This window comes from Polynucleobacter sp. 39-46-10 (assembly GCF_002282275.1).
Genome location: NZ_NCJB01000026.1, coordinates 1 through 17,922 on the forward strand (window position 1 = coordinate 1; position 17,922 = coordinate 17,922).

The window sequence follows — 17,922 nt, forward strand, 5'->3', positions numbered from 1 at the left end:
GGCGAAGGTGTAGAGCGTACATTCCAAACTTACTCACCATTGATCGCTAGCATTGAAGTGAAGCGTCGCGGTGATGTACGTCGCGCGAAGTTGTACTACCTGCGTGATCGTTCAGGTAAGTCTGCACGTATTAAAGAAAAACTTCCTGCACGCAAAGTTAAAGCAGTTGCTGAGACAGTAGCGGAATAAGGTTTGCTTTAATCCAAAAAGAAGGCGGCTGAGGTCGCCTTTTTTATTGCCCTAAAATAAGCCAATGACGCAGAATCAAAAACCCCAAGAACAGAGATTGAGCGCAGCTACTCCATTGAGTTTTGATGCGCAAGCAATTCCAATTCATGAGGTCTGTGCCAGTCAATCTAAAGTTGCCAGCCATCATTTGAACCCCTTGAGTCTGAAAAGTCGTTTTCAGAGCCCTCCCGCTTGGCAGCCAGAGATCACGGATGAGAATCGACAAGTGATTGCCGCAGGGATTATTCGGCAACGACAGGCCGCTGGAAAGGTAACTCGGGCAGCGGTATTAATTCCTTTGCTACAGAAGAGTGAAGGCCTTTCAGTATTGTTGACACAAAGAACCGATCATTTGCATGACCATGCCGGCCAAATTAGCTTCCCGGGTGGGCGTATGGATCCAGGCGATTCCAGTCCTAATGACACCGCTTTACGAGAGAGTGAAGAAGAAATCGGTTTAGATCGGCGTGGGGTTGAGATCATTGGCCATTTGCCTCAGTATTTAACGGTTTCGGGCTATAGTGTGACGCCAGTTGTGGGATTGGTGCAACCTCAGGCAGAATATGCCTTAGATGCTTTTGAAGTAGCGGATATTTTTGAAGTGCCTTTACATTTTTTAATGGACCCTGCAAATCATCAGGTGCGGGTCTGGGAGAGTGATCAGGGTAGTCGTCGGTTTTATTCAATGCCCTATGAAAATCGTTTTATCTGGGGTGCTACTGCGGGTATGTTGCGTAACCTTTATCATTTATTAAAAGTATGACTTTCTTTTCTATTCTCTTCGCCCTCATTGCTGAGCAATATCGCCCAGTAACTTCGACTCATTGGATCGCGCGCATGAGTGCTCGCTGGTTGGATTGGGTTGCTGGAGAATTTGGTGGCAAGACCGAAGATGGTGCGAGTCCAGTTGGTGCTCGCATGGCCTGTTTGGTCGCTTTTATTCTGCCAACTTTTCTGGTCTTCGTCATTTACGTTGTCTTTATGGTGACCTTCCCAATTTTGGGATTTCTGTGGAACGTATTAATTGCCTATTTATTTTTCGGCTTCCGCCAATTCAGTCACTCCTTCACGCTGGTTCATCAGGCAATCGCAAATCATGATTTACCAGCAGCCCGTTTGGCGCTCGCTGAATGGTATGGCCCTGAATTAGATGCCACTAATCTCACAGAGACTGAAGTAATTTCCCTCGCACTAGAGCGCGCCATCATTGGTTCACATCACCATGTATTTGGTGTGTTGTTCTGGTTCTTAATGCCAATGGGCCCAGCGGGCGTGGTCTTATACCGCTTGGCTGATACAGCTGCTCAACGTTGGTCAGAAAAGGGCGACTTCAATTTAAGTGAGGCGGCACGCCATTTCTTCTACGTATTGGATTGGATTCCTGCACGCATTACAGCAATGGGCTTTGCGATTGTGGGCAACTTTGAAGGTGCAGTCTATGCATGGCGTCACTTGACTGGTAAATGGTCCGACTCTTTATCGGCAGTGATTTTGGCATCAGGTAGTGGCGCCTTAGGTGTTCGTTTGGGTGAGCCTATGAGTGAGCCTGATAGTGATGAAGCTTTACGTATGGCTGAAGCTGGTGAACCGGTTATTTACGAAGTAGGTCTTGAGCCGAATGAGCGCACGATGCGCTCTGCTATTGGTTTGGTATGGCGCTTGGTTATCGCTTGGATGGTTTTATTGCTAATGCTGACCATCGCTCTTTGGCTTGGCTAATTCCCTGAATCTGCGTATCGGCTGTTTTTGAGTCGGAGCGCAATTGTCTAAATAGCGCTAGTCTTTCTGGCGCTATTTCATTTCTGTCGACAGCTTCACGTATTGCGCAATCGGGTTCTGATTGGTGTGCGCAGTTATGAAAGCGACACTTACCAAGTAGGTCATGAAACTCTCTAAAGGCATGCTCTAGTTCGCTTACCGACATATGGGCTAAACCAAATTCCTGAAAGCCTGGAGAATCAATTAAGGCGCCCAATTTTCCGCTAGCATCACGCCCCCAAGACTCGGGTAGTTCAAAGTAGCGACAAGCGGTAGTGGTGTGTTTGCCGGTGTCTAAGCGTACTGAGTATTCTTGAGTAATCGCTGCTGCGTTGGGAACCCAGGCATTGAGTAGGCTAGATTTGCCCATGCCGGATTGACCGACGAACACCGATACCTTGCCGCAAATAGCAGGGCGTAAGGCTTCGATGGAAGCCTCATCAAACTTAGCTGACACTTCAGTTACGGGATAACCCATGCGTGCATAGGGTGCAATGATTTTGCGAGCGTGCTCTAAGTTATCTTTGAGGTCGCATTTATTCAGAAGAATATGCAAACCAATCTGATTAGTCTCTGCGGCAACAACAGCTCTTCCTAAAAGATCGGGTGAGAAAGCGGGTTGCGTAGCCAGTACGACTAATATTTGATCTACATTCGAGGCTATCAGTTTGCTCTTAAAGGCATCGGATCGATAGAGTAAATTTTCTCGTGGCTCGATACGAACAATGCGCGCTTGATCAGCTGAGGTCAGCTCCACCAGCATGCGATCACCCACTGCGCCAATATGTTGCTTCGCTGGAGTGCTGACCTGAATCAATTCACCGACAGGGGATTCATTTCCGCACTCATCTTTAACTAAGCGCTGCGCTAAATAATGCCTTCCATAGGAGGCAGTGAGTAGCGCATGAAATTGTTCCATTAAGCCAAATACTCCTTAGCCAAATCGCTTGAGATTGGCAATCCGCAATGGAGCAGGTGGATGCGAGCTATAAAAAGCGGTATAGATCGGATCTGGCGTTAAGGTCGATGCATTGTCTTGATAGAGCTTGACTAAGGCAGATATCAAATCACTTGCCGAGGATTTATCGGCAGCAAAACCATCTGCCTCATATTCATGTTTACGTGATGCCAAGCTCGATAGCGGAGTTAGGAAGAAGCTAAAGACGGGCGATACCAGCATGAAGAGTGCTAATGCCAGGCCACCGTTATAACCATTCGGGTTGGGCATTACACCAAGATCGCTGTAGAACCAGGGCTGAGTGCTAACCCAGCCTAGGAGTGCAAGAGTAGCGAAGCTCATTGCAAATGAAACTAGTAAGCGTTTGCGAATATGGTTGCACTTGTAGTGACCCAGTTCGTGAGCAAGTACTGCCTCTACTTCGCTGGGATTGAGTTTTTCAATCAAGGTATCAAAAAATACAATGCGTTTCGCTTTGCCCATGCCGGCAAAAAATGCATTGCCATGCGCACTTCGTTTGCTGCCATCCATAACAAATAAACCTTGGCTCGCAAAATCACAACGTTTTAGCAAGGCTTCAATTTGCGTCTTGAGTGGACCCTCTTCCAGCGCCTGAAACTTGTTAAAGATTGGCGCGATAAAGGTTGGAAATACCCATTGCATTAAGAGACTGAAGGTGGTGAGAACACCCCAGGCCCAAAGCCACCAAAAGTCACCTGCCTGAGCCATTAGGCTGAGGATAACCCAGAGGAGTGGGACGCCAATAGCACCACCAACACCTAAGCCCTTGAACATATCGCTAAAGAAGAGTCTGGCGTTCATGCGATTAAAACCAAAACGCTCTTCTAGATAAAACTGTTTGTACCAAGAGAAGGGTAGGTCAATAATTCCGGAGATAAGCACAATCGATACAAGCAAAGCAATTTGCTGTGCAATGCCTTCGCCCAAAAGCTGCAATAGTGAGAAGTTTAAAATCTGCAAGCCGCCCAAGAGCGTAAAGCCAATCAAGATAATCGCGCTGACACCATTCTCTAAAATACCGAGGCGCAGTTTGGCGATCGTATAGTCAGCGGCCTTTTGATGTTCGGCTAAGGAGATCTGGGAAGCAAACTCTGCAGGCACACTATCGCGGTTGATGGCGACGTGACGAATTTGGCGTTGGGATAACCAGTGGCGTAGACCAAAGCTGGCGATGAAGGCGATTAGAAAAACAATTGTGAATGTCATGAGATGATTATAGATATGAGTGAAAAAATAGTTACCCCAGCAGTAAAGTCGGCACCAGCAAGCGAGCACCTGATTTGGGTGGACATGGAGATGTCAGGTCTAGACCCTGAAAAAGAGCGTATTTTGGAAATTGCCGTGATCGTGACCGATGCCCATCTCAATACCATTGCCATCGCCCCTGTTTGGGTGATCCACCAGGATGATGTTTTGCTGGATGCGATGGATGCGTGGAATAAGGGCACCCACGGACGTTCTGGGCTCATTGATAAGGTCAAGGCATCAGCCACAGATGAAGCCACCGCTGAAGCTGAATGTATCGCTTTTCTGAAGAAATACATCAAGCCTGGAATTGCTCCAATGTGTGGCAATACGATTGGTCAAGATCGTCGTTTTATGGCGAAGTACATGCCAAAACTAGAGGCATTCTTTCATTATCGGAATATCGACGTTTCTACCCTCAAGGAGCTCTGCAAGCGCTGGCATCCTGATCTAGTGAAGGGCTTTACCAAAAAGCAGGCTCACACCGCCTTGGCAGATATTGAAGAGTCTATTGAAGAGCTGAAGTACTACCGAGAAAAGTTTATCGTGCCCTTACCGGAGTAAGGCGGAATGAAAAAAGGGTCTAGCGATAGACCCTTTTTTATTGACCTTTTGAAGCGCCTCATTTTTTGATGGCACTTTTTGGCCTATAGACTTTAATTACGGATTCATGGGTTTGGATAACGGGGCCACCAAAAAGTTCGATGCAGTAAGGCACTGAGGCAAAAATACCCTGCACAATGGATTTACCTTCAGCATCTTTGAGGCCTTCGAGGGTTTCTTTGATGGACTTGGGCTGACCAGGCAAGTTAATCACGAGAGCGGTGTGCCCTTCAATTTCTCGTAAAACAGCCGTCTGTCGGGACAAAATCGCCGTGGGTACAAAGCGTAGGCTAATTTGACGCATTTGCTCGCCAAATCCGGGCATTTCTCGGGTTCCGGCATCAATTGTGGCCTCAGGGGTGACATCTCTTCGGGATGGCCCTGTACCGCCTGTGGTGAGGACTAAATCGCAACCAAGGTCATCAGTCAGCTCTACGATAGTTTCGGTAATAACCTCCCGCTCATCGGCAATCAGGCGCTCATGAAAGATGCAGGGGGTGCTGAGGGCGGTCTGCAGCCACAATCGCAGGGCAGGGATACCCTCATCGGTATAAATGCCCTTACTCGCTCTATCAGAGATTGAGATTAGGCCGATTTTGATTTCGTCGGGTGTGGATCTTTTCCAGGCTTCGGTATGCTTCATGCTTCTATTCTAGCTATTATTAGGGCATGTTTACACACTCATCAAATCAGTTTCAAGAAATCATTGATTTCATGCTCACAGAGTCCAAGAGACGAGGTGCCTCAGATGCTGTGGCAGAGGTCTCTGAAGGCCAAGGCCTCTCGGTCACCGTTCGCAAAGGCGAGGTCGAGACCATAGAGCAAAGCTTAGACAAGCAGGTTGGCGTAACGGTCTTTTTGGGTCATCGTCGCGGTAACGCCAGCACTAGTGATTTCTCCAGGGATTCTTTGAGGGCGACAGTTGAGGCTGCTTACCATATCGCCCAACATACAGCGGAAGATCTCTGCGCCGGCCCTGCTGAAAAAGAGCTGCTCGAAAAGCATCCGCTGGATCTCGATTTATTTCATCCATGGGATTTGGACTCAGCAACTGCAATCGATATAGCGCGTGCTGCTGAAGGCGCCGCTTTTGCAGTGAGTAAGCAAATTCAAAATAGTGATGGCGCTTCGGTATCTGCACATCATGCGCATTTCATGATGGGCACCAGTCACGGTTTTATGGGCGGCTATCCATTCTCACGCCACTATATTTCTTGTGCACCAATTGCAAATGAGGACGGCAAAAAATCACTGATGCAGAGGGATGATTGGTATTCGAGTTCACGCATTCCTGGGGAGTTGGCTAATCCGGCTGCCATTGGTAAATACGCAGCTGAGCGTGCACTCTCACGTCTTAAGGCAAGATCGCTAACTACTCGCCGTTGCCCAGTCATTTTCGAAGCCCCCTTGGCTGCTGGCTTACTAGGTGGATTAGTGCAAGCGGTATCTGGTGGCGCCTTATATCGTCGCTCCAGCTTTCTATTGGATAGCTTGGGCAAGCAAGTATTGCCAAAACACGTTAGTCTTTTTGAAAACCCTCACCTTAAGTCGATGACCGGCACTGCGCCGTTTGATGAAGAGGGTGTGAAGACGACGGCAAGAACCGTAGTCGATAAGGGTGTATTGCAAGGTTATTTTTTATCCACCTACTCCGCCAGAAAACTGGGCATGAAAACCACTGGCAATGCTGGTGGCTCTCATCACCTGACATTGCAAAGCCGCATGACGCCAAAAGGTGGATTGCCTGCACTCTTAAAGGCAATGGGTACAGGCCTACTCGTTACTGAACTTATGGGCCAGGGAGTGAACTACGTTACGGGCGATTATTCTCGCGGTGCATTTGGTTACTGGGTTGAAAACGGCGAGATCCAGCACCCGGTAGAGGGTATTACGATCGCGAGTAACTTGCGCGATATGCTGATGGATATCCAGATGATTGGTAGCGACTCATTAATCCGCGGAACGAAAGAAACTGGTTCGATCTTGATTGGATCAATGACCGTTGGTGGTAAATAAAATAGTAATACCAAGAAAATATAAAAACACAAACAAAAGAACATAAATAAAAAAGAATAAGTAAATTATTTTGGAGGAGAAAAAGATGCAAAGACGTTCCTTTTTAAAGAAAGCCACCATCGGTGCAGGCGCAGCGGCATTAGCGGCACCATCTATTGCGCAGGGTTTGCCAACCCTTAATTGGCGCTTGGTCTCGAGCTTTCCTAAATCCTTAGATACTTTGTTTGGTACACCAGAAGTATTTGCTAATGCTTTACGCAAAGCAACTGACGGCAAGTTCAATGTCAAAGTATTTGCTGCTGGTGAGGTGGTGCCAGCCTTGCAAGTGTTGGATGCGGTTCAAAACGGTACGGTGGAATGTGGTCATACTGCTAGCTATTACTACTTAGGTAAGAACAGCGCATTTATTTTTGATACAGCAGCCCCTTTTGGTATGACAGCGCGCCAGCAATCCGCTTGGATGCTTCATGGCAATGGCATGAAGCTGATGCGCGAGCTTTATGCCAGCTACAACATTGTTAACTTCTTGGGTGGGCAAACTGGTACTCAAATGGGTGGCTGGTTCCGCAAAGAAATTAAATCGCCAGAAGATCTCAAAGGGCTTAAATTCCGTATCGCTGGCTTTGCGGGACAGGTGCTTGCTAAGTTGGGTGTGGTGCCACAACAGCTTCCTGCTGGCGAAATTTATTCTGCATTAGAAAAAGGCACGATTGATGCTGCTGAATTTGTGGGTCCTTACGATGATGAGAAGTTGGGCTTAGCTAAAGTTGCCAAAAACTATTACTACCCTGCATTCTGGGAAGGCGCGGCTGGACTCTCATTCTTAGTCAATAAGAGGCAGTGGGATTCATTACCGCCAGCATATCAAGCAGCTTGGCAGGCAGCTTGCTTTGAAGCTCATACCGATATGTGCGCTAAGTACGATGCTTTAAACCCGCCTGCATTGCAGCGCCTTGTTCAGGGAGGTGCGGTATTGCGTAAGTTCAATACTTCAGTAATGGATGCCTGCTTTAAGGCTAGCCAAGAAACCTATGCTGAAGAGTCTGCCAAGAACCCTCAGTTCAAGAAAATCTTCGAAGACTATCGCGCCTTCAGAAACATGGAGGCACAGTGGTTTAATGTTGCTGAACAGGCATTCTCTCAATACAGTTTTGCGAAGAAGCTTTGATGCTGAAGGTGTTAGTGGTAGATTAGATAAAGGGCCCCTTAGGGCCCTTTATCTTTTTTGTCCGCCGTACTTGAGATTACTTGCGTTCGAGTGTAATAAAGTTAAAAGTAATTTCACCCTCAGATGCCGGAGTGCGCTCTACTTCTTTCCATTCAGATTCATTGGGTACGGTAAAGAAGGTATCGCCACCGTCTACATCAATATCAATCTCGGTGATGTAAAGACGATCTGCTTTGGGGAATGCTTGAGTAAAGAGCTGTTCTCCACCAATCACAAATACTCGCGGAAACTCGCTCAAACTGCTCAGCGCTGCGTCCAGTGAGTTAACCACTTCTGCGCCAGTCAGTTGCAACTCAGTATTACGGCTCACAACAATGTTTCGACGTCCTGGAAGTGGACGACCAATAGATTCCCAGGTCTTACGACCCATGATGACAGGGTGCCCCATCGTTACCTTTTTAAAGAACTGCAGGTCAGCAGAAATTTTCCAAGGCATTTGATTGTCGCGGCCAATCACGTGATTACGTGAGCGGGCAACAATCATCGAGATGGCGGGGTGCTTATTTGCAGTCATGGGTAATCTAATTTCTTAAACAGCTACAGGGGCTTTAATGGCGGGATGGGATTCATAGCCAGCAATTTCAAAATCCTCGAATTCATAATCAAAGATGGAGTCTGGCTTACGCAAAATATTGAGCTTAGGCAGTGGGAAAAAGTCTCTCGAGAGCTGAAGATCGACTTGCTCTAAATGGTTGCTGTACAGATGGCAATCACCACCAGTCCACACAAAGTCACCTACTTCTAAATTGCACTGCTGAGCCATCATGTGGGTCAATAGGGCATAACTAGCAATATTGAAGGGCACGCCCAAGAAGATATCCGCACTACGTTGATAAAGTTGGCAGGAAAGCTTGCCATCGGCAACATAGAACTGAAAGAAAGCGTGGCAAGGTGCTAAAGCCATGCGAGGAATATCAGCCACGTTCCACGCAGAAACAATAATGCGACGCGAATCAGGATTATTCTTAAGGGCCTCTACAACTTCGGCGATCTGGTCAATATGCTGACCATTAGGCGCGGGCCATGAGCGCCACTGGTAGCCATAAATTGGACCCAAGTCACCATCAGGGGCTGCCCACTCATTCCAAATGGAAACACCACGCTCTTTAAGCCAGTTATTATTCGTGCTGCCTTTGAGAAACCAGAGCAATTCCAGAATGATGGATTTGAGATGCAGCTTTTTAGTCGTGACCATTGGAAAGCCTTCGGCCAGATTAAAGCGCATTTGATGGCCAAAGATGGAAATAGTTCCAGTGCCGGTTCTATCAGATTTTTGGGCGCCCTTTTCAAGGACTTCCTTCATGAGATTGTGATATTGACGCATAGGTTTATTCGGCTAGATGATTCGGTGATATTAAGAGCTTACTCGAATGTCGGTGGGCTTACCCCAAGGGCTTTATGAAGCTTTGGGGAAGTGGTGGTGTACTGGAGCTGAACCTGCTTTTCAGGGGCTAGATAGGCTGCTGCAGCAAAGGCTGCCAAGGCTGCCTCATGAAAGCCGGACAAAATCAATTTTTTCTTGCCTGGGTAGATATTGATATCCCCAACGGCATAAATGCCGGGCGTGCTGGTTTGAAAGCAGGCAGTATCAACGGCAATTTGCTTGCGATCGATATCTAAGCCCCAGTCAGCTATTGGACCTAATTTAGGGGAGAGACCATAAAAGAGCAAGAGCGCATCTAAGCTAAGCATCTGCACTTCACCATCAGTATTGGTGACGGCAATTTCCGTGAGTTTGTCATTGGAAGACTTAAGACCGGTAATTTGTCCGATGATGAGTTGCATCTTGCCGGCGGCACAAAGGGCGCGCATCTTAGCAACGGATTGAGGTGCCGCTTTGAATTCATCTCTACGATGAATGAGGGTCACACTGGCTGCTTGATCGGCGAAATGTAAAGCCCAGTCCAGTGCAGAATCTCCGCCGCCACAAATCACCATGCGCTTGTCTGCAAATTGCTCGGGATTTCTGACGCGATAGAAGACTTGTTTATCTACAAAAGTTTCAATGCTGTCTAGATTGAGTGTACGTGGTTGAAATGCACCAACACCAGCAGCTATAAAAATAGCCTTGCTCAAAAAATGCTGATCTTGGGATGTGCGAATCAGAAAGCGCCCATCAGCCTGCTTCTCAAGGGTAGAGACTTCTTGATTTAGGTGGAACTGTGGTTTGAACGGCTCAATTTGCTTGAGTAGATTGCTAACCAGCTCGCGACCAGTGCAAACCGGAATCGCCGGAATGTCATAGATGGGTTTATCTGGGTAGAGTTCGATGCATTGACCACCCACTTCAGGTAGGGAATCAATGACATGCGCTTTAATTTCTAAGAGTCCAAGTTCGAAGACTTGGAAGAGTCCCACCGGACCGGCACCAATAATGACTGCATCGGTTTCAATGGGGGAGTGCAATTTACTTTACCAGTTGGTCAAGTTTATTTTTAACGTCTTTCCACTCTTCCGCTTCTGGGAGAGCAGCTTTAGATTTAGTGATCGATGTCCATGTAGGTGATAGATCAGCATTCAACTTGATGAATGCCTGTTGATCTCCTGGAACATCATCTTCCGCATAAATCGCATTCACTGGGCACTCAGGTACGCACACTGCGCAATCGATACATTCATCTGGATCGATTACTAAAAAGTTAGGGCCTTCACGAAAACAATCGACCGGACAGACGTCAACGCAATCGGTGTATTTGCAACGGATGCAGGCTTCGGTAACAACGTAAGTCATGGTGGTTTACTGGTGAGGAGTCCAGATCAATGGACTAGCAAGTTATAAAAGCTCAATTTTAGCTGAATCAGCCTATTTTTCAGGCAAAAGCCCTAATTTACTTGAGGTAAAGTCACGCTATGAACACTCCAGTCAATAACTCCACAAGCACCTCCAAGCCAAAGATTTTGGTCGCAAGGGCGATATTTCCTGAGGCCTTGGCCAAATTAGAGCAGTCCTATGAGGTTCGCTCTAACCAGTCAGACAAAATAATGAGCCCAGAAGAGCTGAAAAAAGCACTTTCAGAGGTTGAAGGCGCTTTGGTTGCTGGTAGCGAGCGGATTGATGCGACAGCTCTTTCCGGGGCGACAAATCTGAAGGTGGTTGCCAATATTTCTGTTGGCTATAACAACTTTGATGTTCCGGCGATTACTGCTGCTGGCGTCATAGCTACTAATACCCCTGATGTTCTTACGGATACAACAGCGGATTTTGGCTTTGCTTTATTAATGGCAACTGCAAGACGGATTACAGAGTCTGAGCATTGGGTGAGAGGTGGTCAGTGGGATCAATGGTCGATTGTGAATAATCCACTTGGTATGGATTTGCATCACAGCACAGTTGGCATTATTGGCATGGGTCGCATTGGTCAAGGGATTGCTAAACGCGCCTTGGGTTTTGGTATGAAGGTGATTTATCACAATCGCAGTCATCTATCTGATGCGGATGAAAAATCTTGTGGTGCTACTTACGTTCCCAAAGAAGAGTTGTTGCGCACTGCTGATCATGTTGTATTGGTGCTGCCATACACCGCGCAAAATCATCATACGATTGGCGCAGCAGAAATTGCGATGATGAAACCGTCTGCAACCCTGATTAACATTGCCCGTGGCGGCATTGTGGACGATGCGGCACTAGCGAAAGCATTGCAATGTGGCAAGATATTCGCAGCTGGCTTAGATGTATTTGAGGGTGAGCCTCAAGTGCATCCAGAGTTACTCAAGTGCAGCAATATTGTGTTGGCTCCACATATTGCCAGTGCTACAGAAAAAACGCGTAGAGCGATGGTGGATCTTGCGATTGATAATTTACGAGCAGCGCTTGATGGCAGGAAGCCGCCAAGCTTGATTAATTCTGAAGCTTTTAAGAATTAATCGGCTTCGATTTCTTCTGGCAGTTCACGAAGAGCAAGTTCAATTCCACCAAATTTACCCGCTACCCAGTTGTATACCTTGCAGGCAATCCACAGCAAAGCAAAGCCAAGTAGGGCGTTGAGGATCAATGCGGAGAGAACGGTAAATCCGGGAATAGCGCCGTCACGAATGAAGGCTACAAACAAGGCTAGCAACACAATTGGCACAGAGAAGCATAGATAAACCAAAACCAGGGTTTTGGCAGTGTGCATTGGGTCTACGAAGGCGATTTCTTTTTTGGTGAGTTTCATGAGGTGCAATCTTAAAGCAGTCCGTCGAAAAGCGCCACATCAACCCAGTCACCAGAGGCCACATTTCCTTGGTCATGAGACAAAATGACAAAGCAATTTGCCTCGCTCATCGATCGCAAAATTCCAGCGCCTTGGCTACCAGTCAGTTTGACCGTAGGCTTCCCGTCTGAGCCACGCCCTAAAATGGCACGCTGGTATTCCGTTCGGCCAGGCCGTTTCCTAATTGGTGCTTCGGCAATCGCATGCATCAATGGTGGCTCAGTCTGGCTTGCGCCATTTAGCTGCAATAAAGCAGAACGAACAAATTGATAAAAAGTCACCATCACTGCTACTGGATTGCCGGGTAAGCCAAAGAAGAGCGTTTTATGGTTAGCTCCTTGGGTAGGCCTCAGCATTCCAAATGCCATAGGGCGGCCTGGGCGCATAGCGATTTTCCAAAAACCTACATCGCCTAGCTCTTGCATGATTTGTTTAGTGAAGTCTGCTTCACCAGCGGAGACTCCGCCTGAGGAAATCAAAACATCTGCTTTTGAGGCTGCATCTATAAAGGCGACTTTAAGTGAGGCGGGGTCATCACGCACAATGCCGCAATCGATGATTTCTAAGTCAAGGCGTTTGAGCAGTCCAATCAAGCTATAGCGATTGCTATCGTAAATATTGCCAGCCTCTAAAGCTTGTCCTAGTCGGCGCAATTCATCCCCTGAGGAGAGTATGGCAACTCTTAATTTTCGATGGACTTGGAGTTCGGAGATGCCGAGAGAGGCGGCGAGACCTAGATCAGAAGGACGTAATAAACGCCCTGCAGAAATGGCTGGCTTGCCGCTTTGTAAGTCTTCTCCACGTAAACGGCGATTTTCTCCCCGCTTCACGCGGTTTTGCTTGAATGACACGAGCGTGCCATCGCTTGGGCTTTGGGGCTCTGTAAATTCTTGGGGGATCACAGTGTCACAGTTGCTTGGCATTAATGCGCCAGTCATGATCTTGAGACATTCCCCTGAAGCAATGACGCCTTCATAAGGCTTGCCAGCATACGCTGTACCCACAACCTTGAGGGTCACAAGGTCTTCACTATTGCCTAAGCAATCACCATGAAATGCAAAGCCATCCATGGCTGAGTTATCGGCAACTGGGACATCAATTGGTGACAGTAGATCTTTTGCCAGAATGCGATTAATTGCCTGATCTAATGCGATACACTCAATGGCATCAGACTCACCCCTTTTTTGAGATTCAGTGATTAAGTCTTTCACTAGATCAGAAATCGCTATGCGAGCTTGTTCTACGTGAAGTGAACCGCTGGTATAAATTGGATCACTTGAAGGTATGTGCTTTAGGTTGGACATGAAGATATTCTTTCTAAGGCTAGCAACTCTTCTGGCGTATTCACATTGGCAAATACTTGCGGGTTTTCAAAAACCACGGTGCCAGATCGTAACTCTTTAAACCAGCGATCAATCTTTAAATCTCCTTTGCTTAAAAAGGCATCTAAAGAATCATGTAAACCACTCTTCATCAAACAGAAAACGGGTTGCGACCATATCTTTCCATCACCTTCTTTTGATGAGGCAAAGACGAGCTCTAAATCATTAGCTTCAAGTTGATCCGCCATTTTTTTAGCAAGATCAGTTGGTAATAAAGGGGAGTCGCAAGGCGAGGTCAGTAAATAGGGTGTTTTGCAATGTTTCAGGCCGACCGAGAATCCAGCTAGTGGGCCAGAGAAGTCTGGTGTCTCATCCATGAGCACTGGGTAGCCATAATGCGAGTACTTTGTAATGCTACGGTTAGCATTAATCAGGATGGTGCTGACTTGAGGCTTGAGTCGACTGATGGCAGATTCAATCATCGCTTTGCCATGAAAGGGAATTAAGCCCTTATCAATACCACCCATTCTTTGGGCGCGGCCACCCGCCAGGATTAGTCCAGTAATGTGTTCTGAGGTAATCATTAGCCGCCGATGTAAGACATCTCTACTTTGCGAGCGGATTTTGAGCCAACCGTATTCGATCCCCGAATCTCTGAGTAGTGATCATTGCGTCCAGACCATGTTGACATAATGGCGTTGGCAATTTCCAAATCACTTCTGTCAGAGCGCAATAAAGTCTTGAAGTCAAAACCTTCATTTGCAAATAAACAAAGATAAAGCTGACCATCTGTGGAGATACGCGCGCGCGTGCACTCATGACAGAAAGTTTGTGTGACGCTTGAAATGAAGCCAATCTCACCAGAGCCATCAACATAACGCCAGCGCCGCGCTACTTCACCAGGGTAATTGGCCTCAATAGGTTCTATCGGAAAGACGGCATGAATGCGATTGGCAACTTCTTGTGAGGGAAGAACTTGAGACATATCCCAGCCGTTAGAGCTGCCCACATCCATGAATTCAATAAAACGTAGCGTTACACCGCTACCTTTGAAGTGTTTGGCCATACCAATAATCTCTTGATCGTTCGTACCTTTCTTAACGACCATATTCACTTTGAGGTTGGTGAAGCTGGCTTCTTGAGCGGCCGCAATTCCATCCAGTACATCCGTGACAGGAAAGTCAACATCATTCATTTTCTTGAAGATGTCATCATTCAGACCATCGAGGCTAATGGTTAGGCGATGCAAGCCTGCTGCTTTTAATGCAGCTGCCTTCTTGCGCAAAATACTGCCATTGGTAGTGAGTGTGAGGTCAAGGGGTTGATCTGCTGTAGTGCGAATCTTAGCCAACATCTCAATCAGCACCTCGAGATTTTTGCGCAGCAAAGGTTCGCCACCTGTGAGGCGAATTTTTTCTACGCCCAATGAGGCGAAGATGGTTGTTAGTCGAGTGATCTCTTCAAAGCTGAGTAATTCATTATGAGAGAGGTAGGGATAGTCTTTGTCAAAGATTTCCTTAGGCATGCAATAGGTGCAGCGGAAATTACAGCGATCTGTGACGGAGATACGCAAATCACGTAGCGGACGTCCACGGGTATCTTTAGTGGTGGTACTAGCGGCCACGAGATGTCCGGGAATGGATGGCGTTAGGCCTTTGCCTTCATCTAAACGTATGGGGATTACTTTTTCAACCATGTGTAATTATGGCTGTGAAACTGTGTTTCTGCCAAACTGCCAAATATCCTTGTGGGATAAATAGCAGTCTGGAGAAATCGGATTAAACCGTTTTTTCTTGGCCGCCGGTTTCAACTAAAACCATTGGACCATTTTGCAGGCTAACAGGCGCCTTTGGTGTTCTGCCCATCGGCAAAACTTCTGGCTCTGCCTTAATTTGCAATTGTGCTTCCTGATGCTTGCTAGAGTCTGTTGCAACCCAAACCATGCCAGCAGACTGAACTACGCTATGTAATGGGGTTTCCTCAAGCGCCTGGAAAGCCACTTTAGGGAGCTCGGGCATTGGTTTTGCAATGATCTCAATTGCTGGTGCTGGCGCAGTTACTGCCTGTGGGGCAGGTGCTGTAGTAGCGTTATCAGGATGATTTTTTTGGCGCGGCGCACGCTGCTCTCTTGGCTCTCTGGGTGCACGTGGTGCGCGCTCCTTCACCTCCTTAGAAGCTGCAGGCGTAACTGTGTTTCCAAAGCTTTGGGCAATATTCTGAATCGGCATGGAAGCAGACGCCCCAGCCATTCCTACCGGAGGACCTGAGAATGAAGTTGCTACTGCAACAACAGAAGCAATTGCTGCATCACCAGTGGACTCAGAACGCTCACCACGTTGGCCACGACCACGACCGCGACGGTTGCGACCACGACCACGACGCTCTTCACCATCTGCGCTAGGAGCTGTATCTGTACCCGGAGCAGCCTCAGTTGCTGGGGTTACAGCAGCTTGATTCTCTGGTTTTGGATTTTGGTTGTTCTGGTTGCGGTTATTGCCATTGCGATTACGGCCATCTTGACGACCCCTGCCTGAACCCGCTTCGCGTGGAGCGTTTGCACCTTCGGTACCTGCGGCGCCTTCAGCTGGACGCTCGCCACGATCATTGCGCTCACCACGACGACCGCGGTTGCGGTTGTTTTGATTGCGGCCGCGCGGCGCGCTAGGAGCAGGCTTGGCTTCTGGTGCAGGCGCTGAAGAGAACAGACTCTTAATGAATCCGAAGAATCCACCGGAGCTAGCAGTTTCAGAGCCAGCTTTTTCAGTACGCGCAGGACGCGGTTGGCTTACTGGTGCTGGTGCATTTGGAGTGATGCCTTTAACAGCAGCTTCTGGGCGAACTTTAACGTCCGCATCCTTACGGCTTACTGCAGTGTCGGTTTCGAGTTCACGCGCAGCTTCTTCAGCCATAACGTAGCTGGCCTTTTGATCATCAAGACGCGGATCATCATGACGTAAACGCTCAAGCTTGTAATGTGGTGTCTCTAAATGCTTATTAGGAACCATCAAGACATTCACTTTAAAGCGTGATTCGATCTTGATTACTTCAGCACGCTTCTCATTGAGTAAGAATGCAGCCACTTCGACTGGAACTTGCGTATGAATAGCCGCAGTATTTTCTTTCATTGCCTCTTCTTGGATGATGCGCAAGACTTGCAATGCAGAAGATTCGGTATCGCGGATATGGCCGGTGCCGTTACAGCGTGGGCAGGTTACGTGACTGCCTTCAGAAAGAGCAGGGCGTAAACGCTGGCGTGACATCTCCATCAAACCAAACTTGGAGATCTTACCCATCTGAACGCGAGCACGGTCATGACGCAGAGCGTCGCGTAAGCGATTCTCAACATCTTTCTGTGCCTTGCTTGATTCCATATCAATGAAGTCGATCACGATCAAGCCACCCAAGTCACGTAAACGTGCTTGACGGGCGATTTCATCGGCAGCTTCTAGGTTGGTGCGAGTGGCAGTCTCTTCAATGTCAGAGCCGCGGGTTGCACGCGCAGAGTTGACGTCGACTGAAACTAAGGCTTCAGTATGGTCGATCACAATCGCGCCGCCAGAAGGCAATGGCACGGTACGTGAGTATGCAGTTTCAATCTGGTGCTCGATTTGGAAGCGCGAGAACAATGGGACGTCGTCCTGGTATCGCTTCACTCTTGGTAAGTTGTCTGGCATCACTACTGACATAAATGCCGCAGCTTGCTCGTAGATATCATCCGTATCGATGAGGATCTCGCCAATATCTGGCTGGAAGTAATCACGAATCGCACGAATCACCAAGCTGGACTCGAGGTAAATCAATAGTGGTGCTGAGTTGCCTTTAGCGGCTTCATCAATCGCCGTCCACAATTGCATGAGATAGCTTAAATCCCACCGCAATTCAGTGGCGTCACGGCCAATACCGGCTGTGCGAGCAATGATGCTCATGCCATCTGGTACTTCTAGTTGGGACATTGCCTCGCGGAGCTCTTGACGGTCTTCGCCTTCAATGCGACGAGAAACGCCGCCTCCACGTGGGTTATTAGGCATTAATACCAAATAGCGACCTGCCAAGGAGACAAAAGAGGTGAGGGCAGCGCCTTTTTGGCCACGCTCTTCTTTTTCTACCTGAACAATGATTTCTTGGCCTTCGCGTAAGGCGTCTTTAATAGAGGCATTACGGACATCAATACCTTCTTTAAAGTAGGTGCGGGCAACTTCTTTAAATGGCAAGAAGCCATGGCGCTCCTCACCGTAATTTACAAAGCAAGCTTCGAGCGAAGGCTCAATGCGGGTAATAACACCTTTGTAAATATTGCCTTTGCGTTGTTCACGACCGGCAGCTTCGATATCGATATCGATGAGTTTTTGA

The 17,922-nt window shown here is 47.7% G+C and carries 19 protein-coding genes; 7 read left to right on the plus strand and 12 right to left on the minus strand.

Annotated features, from left to right (window positions below; all coding sequences use genetic code 11):
* The 3 genes from B7X71_RS04150 to B7X71_RS04160 all read left to right on the plus strand — a co-directional run.
* Positions 1–189, plus strand: a 189-nt coding sequence (locus B7X71_RS04150) for a 50S ribosomal protein L19 (RefSeq protein ID WP_293600227.1), incomplete at its 5' end; no start/stop codon positions are given.
* A gap of 64 nt (positions 190–253) precedes the next feature.
* Entirely contained in the window at positions 254–991 is a 738-nt protein-coding gene (locus tag B7X71_RS04155; protein ID WP_293600228.1) for a CoA pyrophosphatase, read from the plus strand.
* A complete protein-coding gene (locus B7X71_RS04160) occupies positions 988–1,947 on the plus strand; it encodes a CobD/CbiB family protein (protein WP_293600229.1) in 960 nt (319 codons plus the stop codon). Before B7X71_RS04155 ends, B7X71_RS04160 begins: the two co-directional genes overlap by 4 nt.
* Here the strand turns inward: B7X71_RS04160 and rsgA are convergent.
* Positions 1,892–2,905: a ribosome small subunit-dependent GTPase A gene (gene rsgA / locus B7X71_RS04165; protein ID WP_293600230.1), complete on the minus strand. Its 1,014-nt coding sequence runs from the start codon at positions 2,903–2,905 to the stop codon at positions 1,892–1,894. The genes B7X71_RS04160 and rsgA overlap by 56 nt on opposite strands.
* Positions 2,906–2,920: 15 nt before the next feature.
* On the minus strand, positions 2,921–4,171 hold the full coding sequence (locus B7X71_RS04170; protein ID WP_293600231.1) for a M48 family metallopeptidase: 1,251 nt from the start codon (positions 4,169–4,171) through the stop codon (positions 2,921–2,923).
* Positions 4,172–4,186: 15 nt separating this feature from the next.
* Between B7X71_RS04170 and orn the strand changes: the two genes are divergently transcribed.
* Positions 4,187–4,774, plus strand: coding sequence for an oligoribonuclease (gene orn / locus B7X71_RS04175; RefSeq protein WP_293600232.1), 588 nt, complete (start codon positions 4,187–4,189; stop codon positions 4,772–4,774).
* Positions 4,775–4,832: 58 nt separating this feature from the next.
* Here the strand turns inward: orn and mog are convergent, their stop codons facing one another.
* Complete coding sequence (mog, locus tag B7X71_RS04180; protein ID WP_293600233.1) at positions 4,833–5,456, minus strand: molybdopterin adenylyltransferase; 624 nt, start codon at positions 5,454–5,456, stop codon at positions 4,833–4,835.
* 26 nt (positions 5,457–5,482) lie between these two features.
* On the opposite strand from mog, the gene pmbA reads away from it, so the two are divergent.
* Together pmbA and dctP are read left to right on the plus strand one after the other, a co-directional pair.
* Positions 5,483–6,829, plus strand: a complete 1,347-nt coding sequence (gene pmbA, locus B7X71_RS04185; RefSeq protein WP_293600234.1) for a metalloprotease PmbA — start codon at positions 5,483–5,485, stop codon at positions 6,827–6,829.
* 85 nt (positions 6,830–6,914) lie between these two features.
* Positions 6,915–7,997: a TRAP transporter substrate-binding protein DctP gene (gene dctP / locus B7X71_RS04190; protein ID WP_293600235.1), complete on the plus strand. Its 1,083-nt coding sequence runs from the start codon at positions 6,915–6,917 to the stop codon at positions 7,995–7,997.
* 76 nt (positions 7,998–8,073) lie between these two features.
* Here dctP and B7X71_RS04195 read toward each other — a convergent pair whose 3' ends face one another.
* From B7X71_RS04195 to fdxA, 4 genes are read right to left on the minus strand one after another with little or no spacing between them, the layout of a single operon-like run.
* A complete protein-coding gene (locus tag B7X71_RS04195) occupies positions 8,074–8,571 on the minus strand; it encodes a dihydrofolate reductase (protein WP_293600236.1) in 498 nt (165 codons plus the stop codon).
* 15 nt (positions 8,572–8,586) lie between these two features.
* Positions 8,587–9,381, minus strand: a complete 795-nt coding sequence (locus tag B7X71_RS04200) for a thymidylate synthase (RefSeq protein WP_293600237.1) — start codon at positions 9,379–9,381, stop codon at positions 8,587–8,589.
* Positions 9,382–9,419: 38 nt separating this feature from the next.
* The gene (locus tag B7X71_RS04205; RefSeq protein WP_293600238.1) at positions 9,420–10,463 is read right to left on the minus strand and encodes an NAD(P)/FAD-dependent oxidoreductase; all 1,044 of its coding nucleotides are present in this window, start codon (positions 10,461–10,463) and stop codon (positions 9,420–9,422) included.
* A gap of 1 nt (position 10,464) precedes the next feature.
* A complete protein-coding gene (fdxA, locus tag B7X71_RS04210; protein ID WP_293600239.1) occupies positions 10,465–10,788 on the minus strand; it encodes a ferredoxin FdxA in 324 nt (107 codons plus the stop codon).
* Positions 10,789–10,907: 119 nt separating this feature from the next.
* Here fdxA and B7X71_RS04215 point away from each other — a divergent pair, with 119 nt between their 5' ends.
* Entirely contained in the window at positions 10,908–11,921 is a 1,014-nt protein-coding gene (locus B7X71_RS04215; RefSeq protein ID WP_293600240.1) for a D-glycerate dehydrogenase, read from the plus strand.
* On the opposite strand, the gene B7X71_RS04220 is transcribed toward B7X71_RS04215, so the two are convergent.
* The 5 genes from B7X71_RS04220 to B7X71_RS04240 all read right to left on the minus strand — a co-directional run.
* Positions 11,918–12,211 (minus strand): hypothetical protein, encoded by a 294-nt coding sequence (locus B7X71_RS04220; RefSeq protein ID WP_015421612.1) that lies wholly within the window; start codon positions 12,209–12,211, stop codon positions 11,918–11,920. The two genes, B7X71_RS04215 and B7X71_RS04220, sit on opposite strands and share 4 nt — an antisense overlap.
* Positions 12,212–12,222: 11 nt before the next feature.
* Positions 12,223–13,554 carry a gephyrin-like molybdotransferase Glp gene (glp, locus tag B7X71_RS04225; RefSeq protein ID WP_293600241.1) on the minus strand — a complete coding sequence of 444 codons (1,332 nt, stop codon included), beginning with the start codon at positions 13,552–13,554 and terminating at the stop codon, positions 12,223–12,225.
* Positions 13,542–14,156, minus strand: coding sequence for a molybdenum cofactor guanylyltransferase MobA (mobA, locus tag B7X71_RS04230; RefSeq protein ID WP_293600242.1), 615 nt, complete (start codon positions 14,154–14,156; stop codon positions 13,542–13,544). The genes glp and mobA overlap by 13 nt, the downstream gene beginning before the upstream one ends.
* Positions 14,156–15,268 (minus strand): GTP 3',8-cyclase MoaA, encoded by a 1,113-nt coding sequence (moaA, locus tag B7X71_RS04235; RefSeq protein ID WP_293600243.1) that lies wholly within the window; start codon positions 15,266–15,268, stop codon positions 14,156–14,158. Before moaA ends, mobA begins: the two co-directional genes overlap by 1 nt.
* 82 nt (positions 15,269–15,350) lie before the next feature.
* Positions 15,351–17,922: Rne/Rng family ribonuclease (locus tag B7X71_RS04240; RefSeq protein WP_293600244.1), on the minus strand; the 2,572-nt coding region annotated here is incomplete at its 5' end.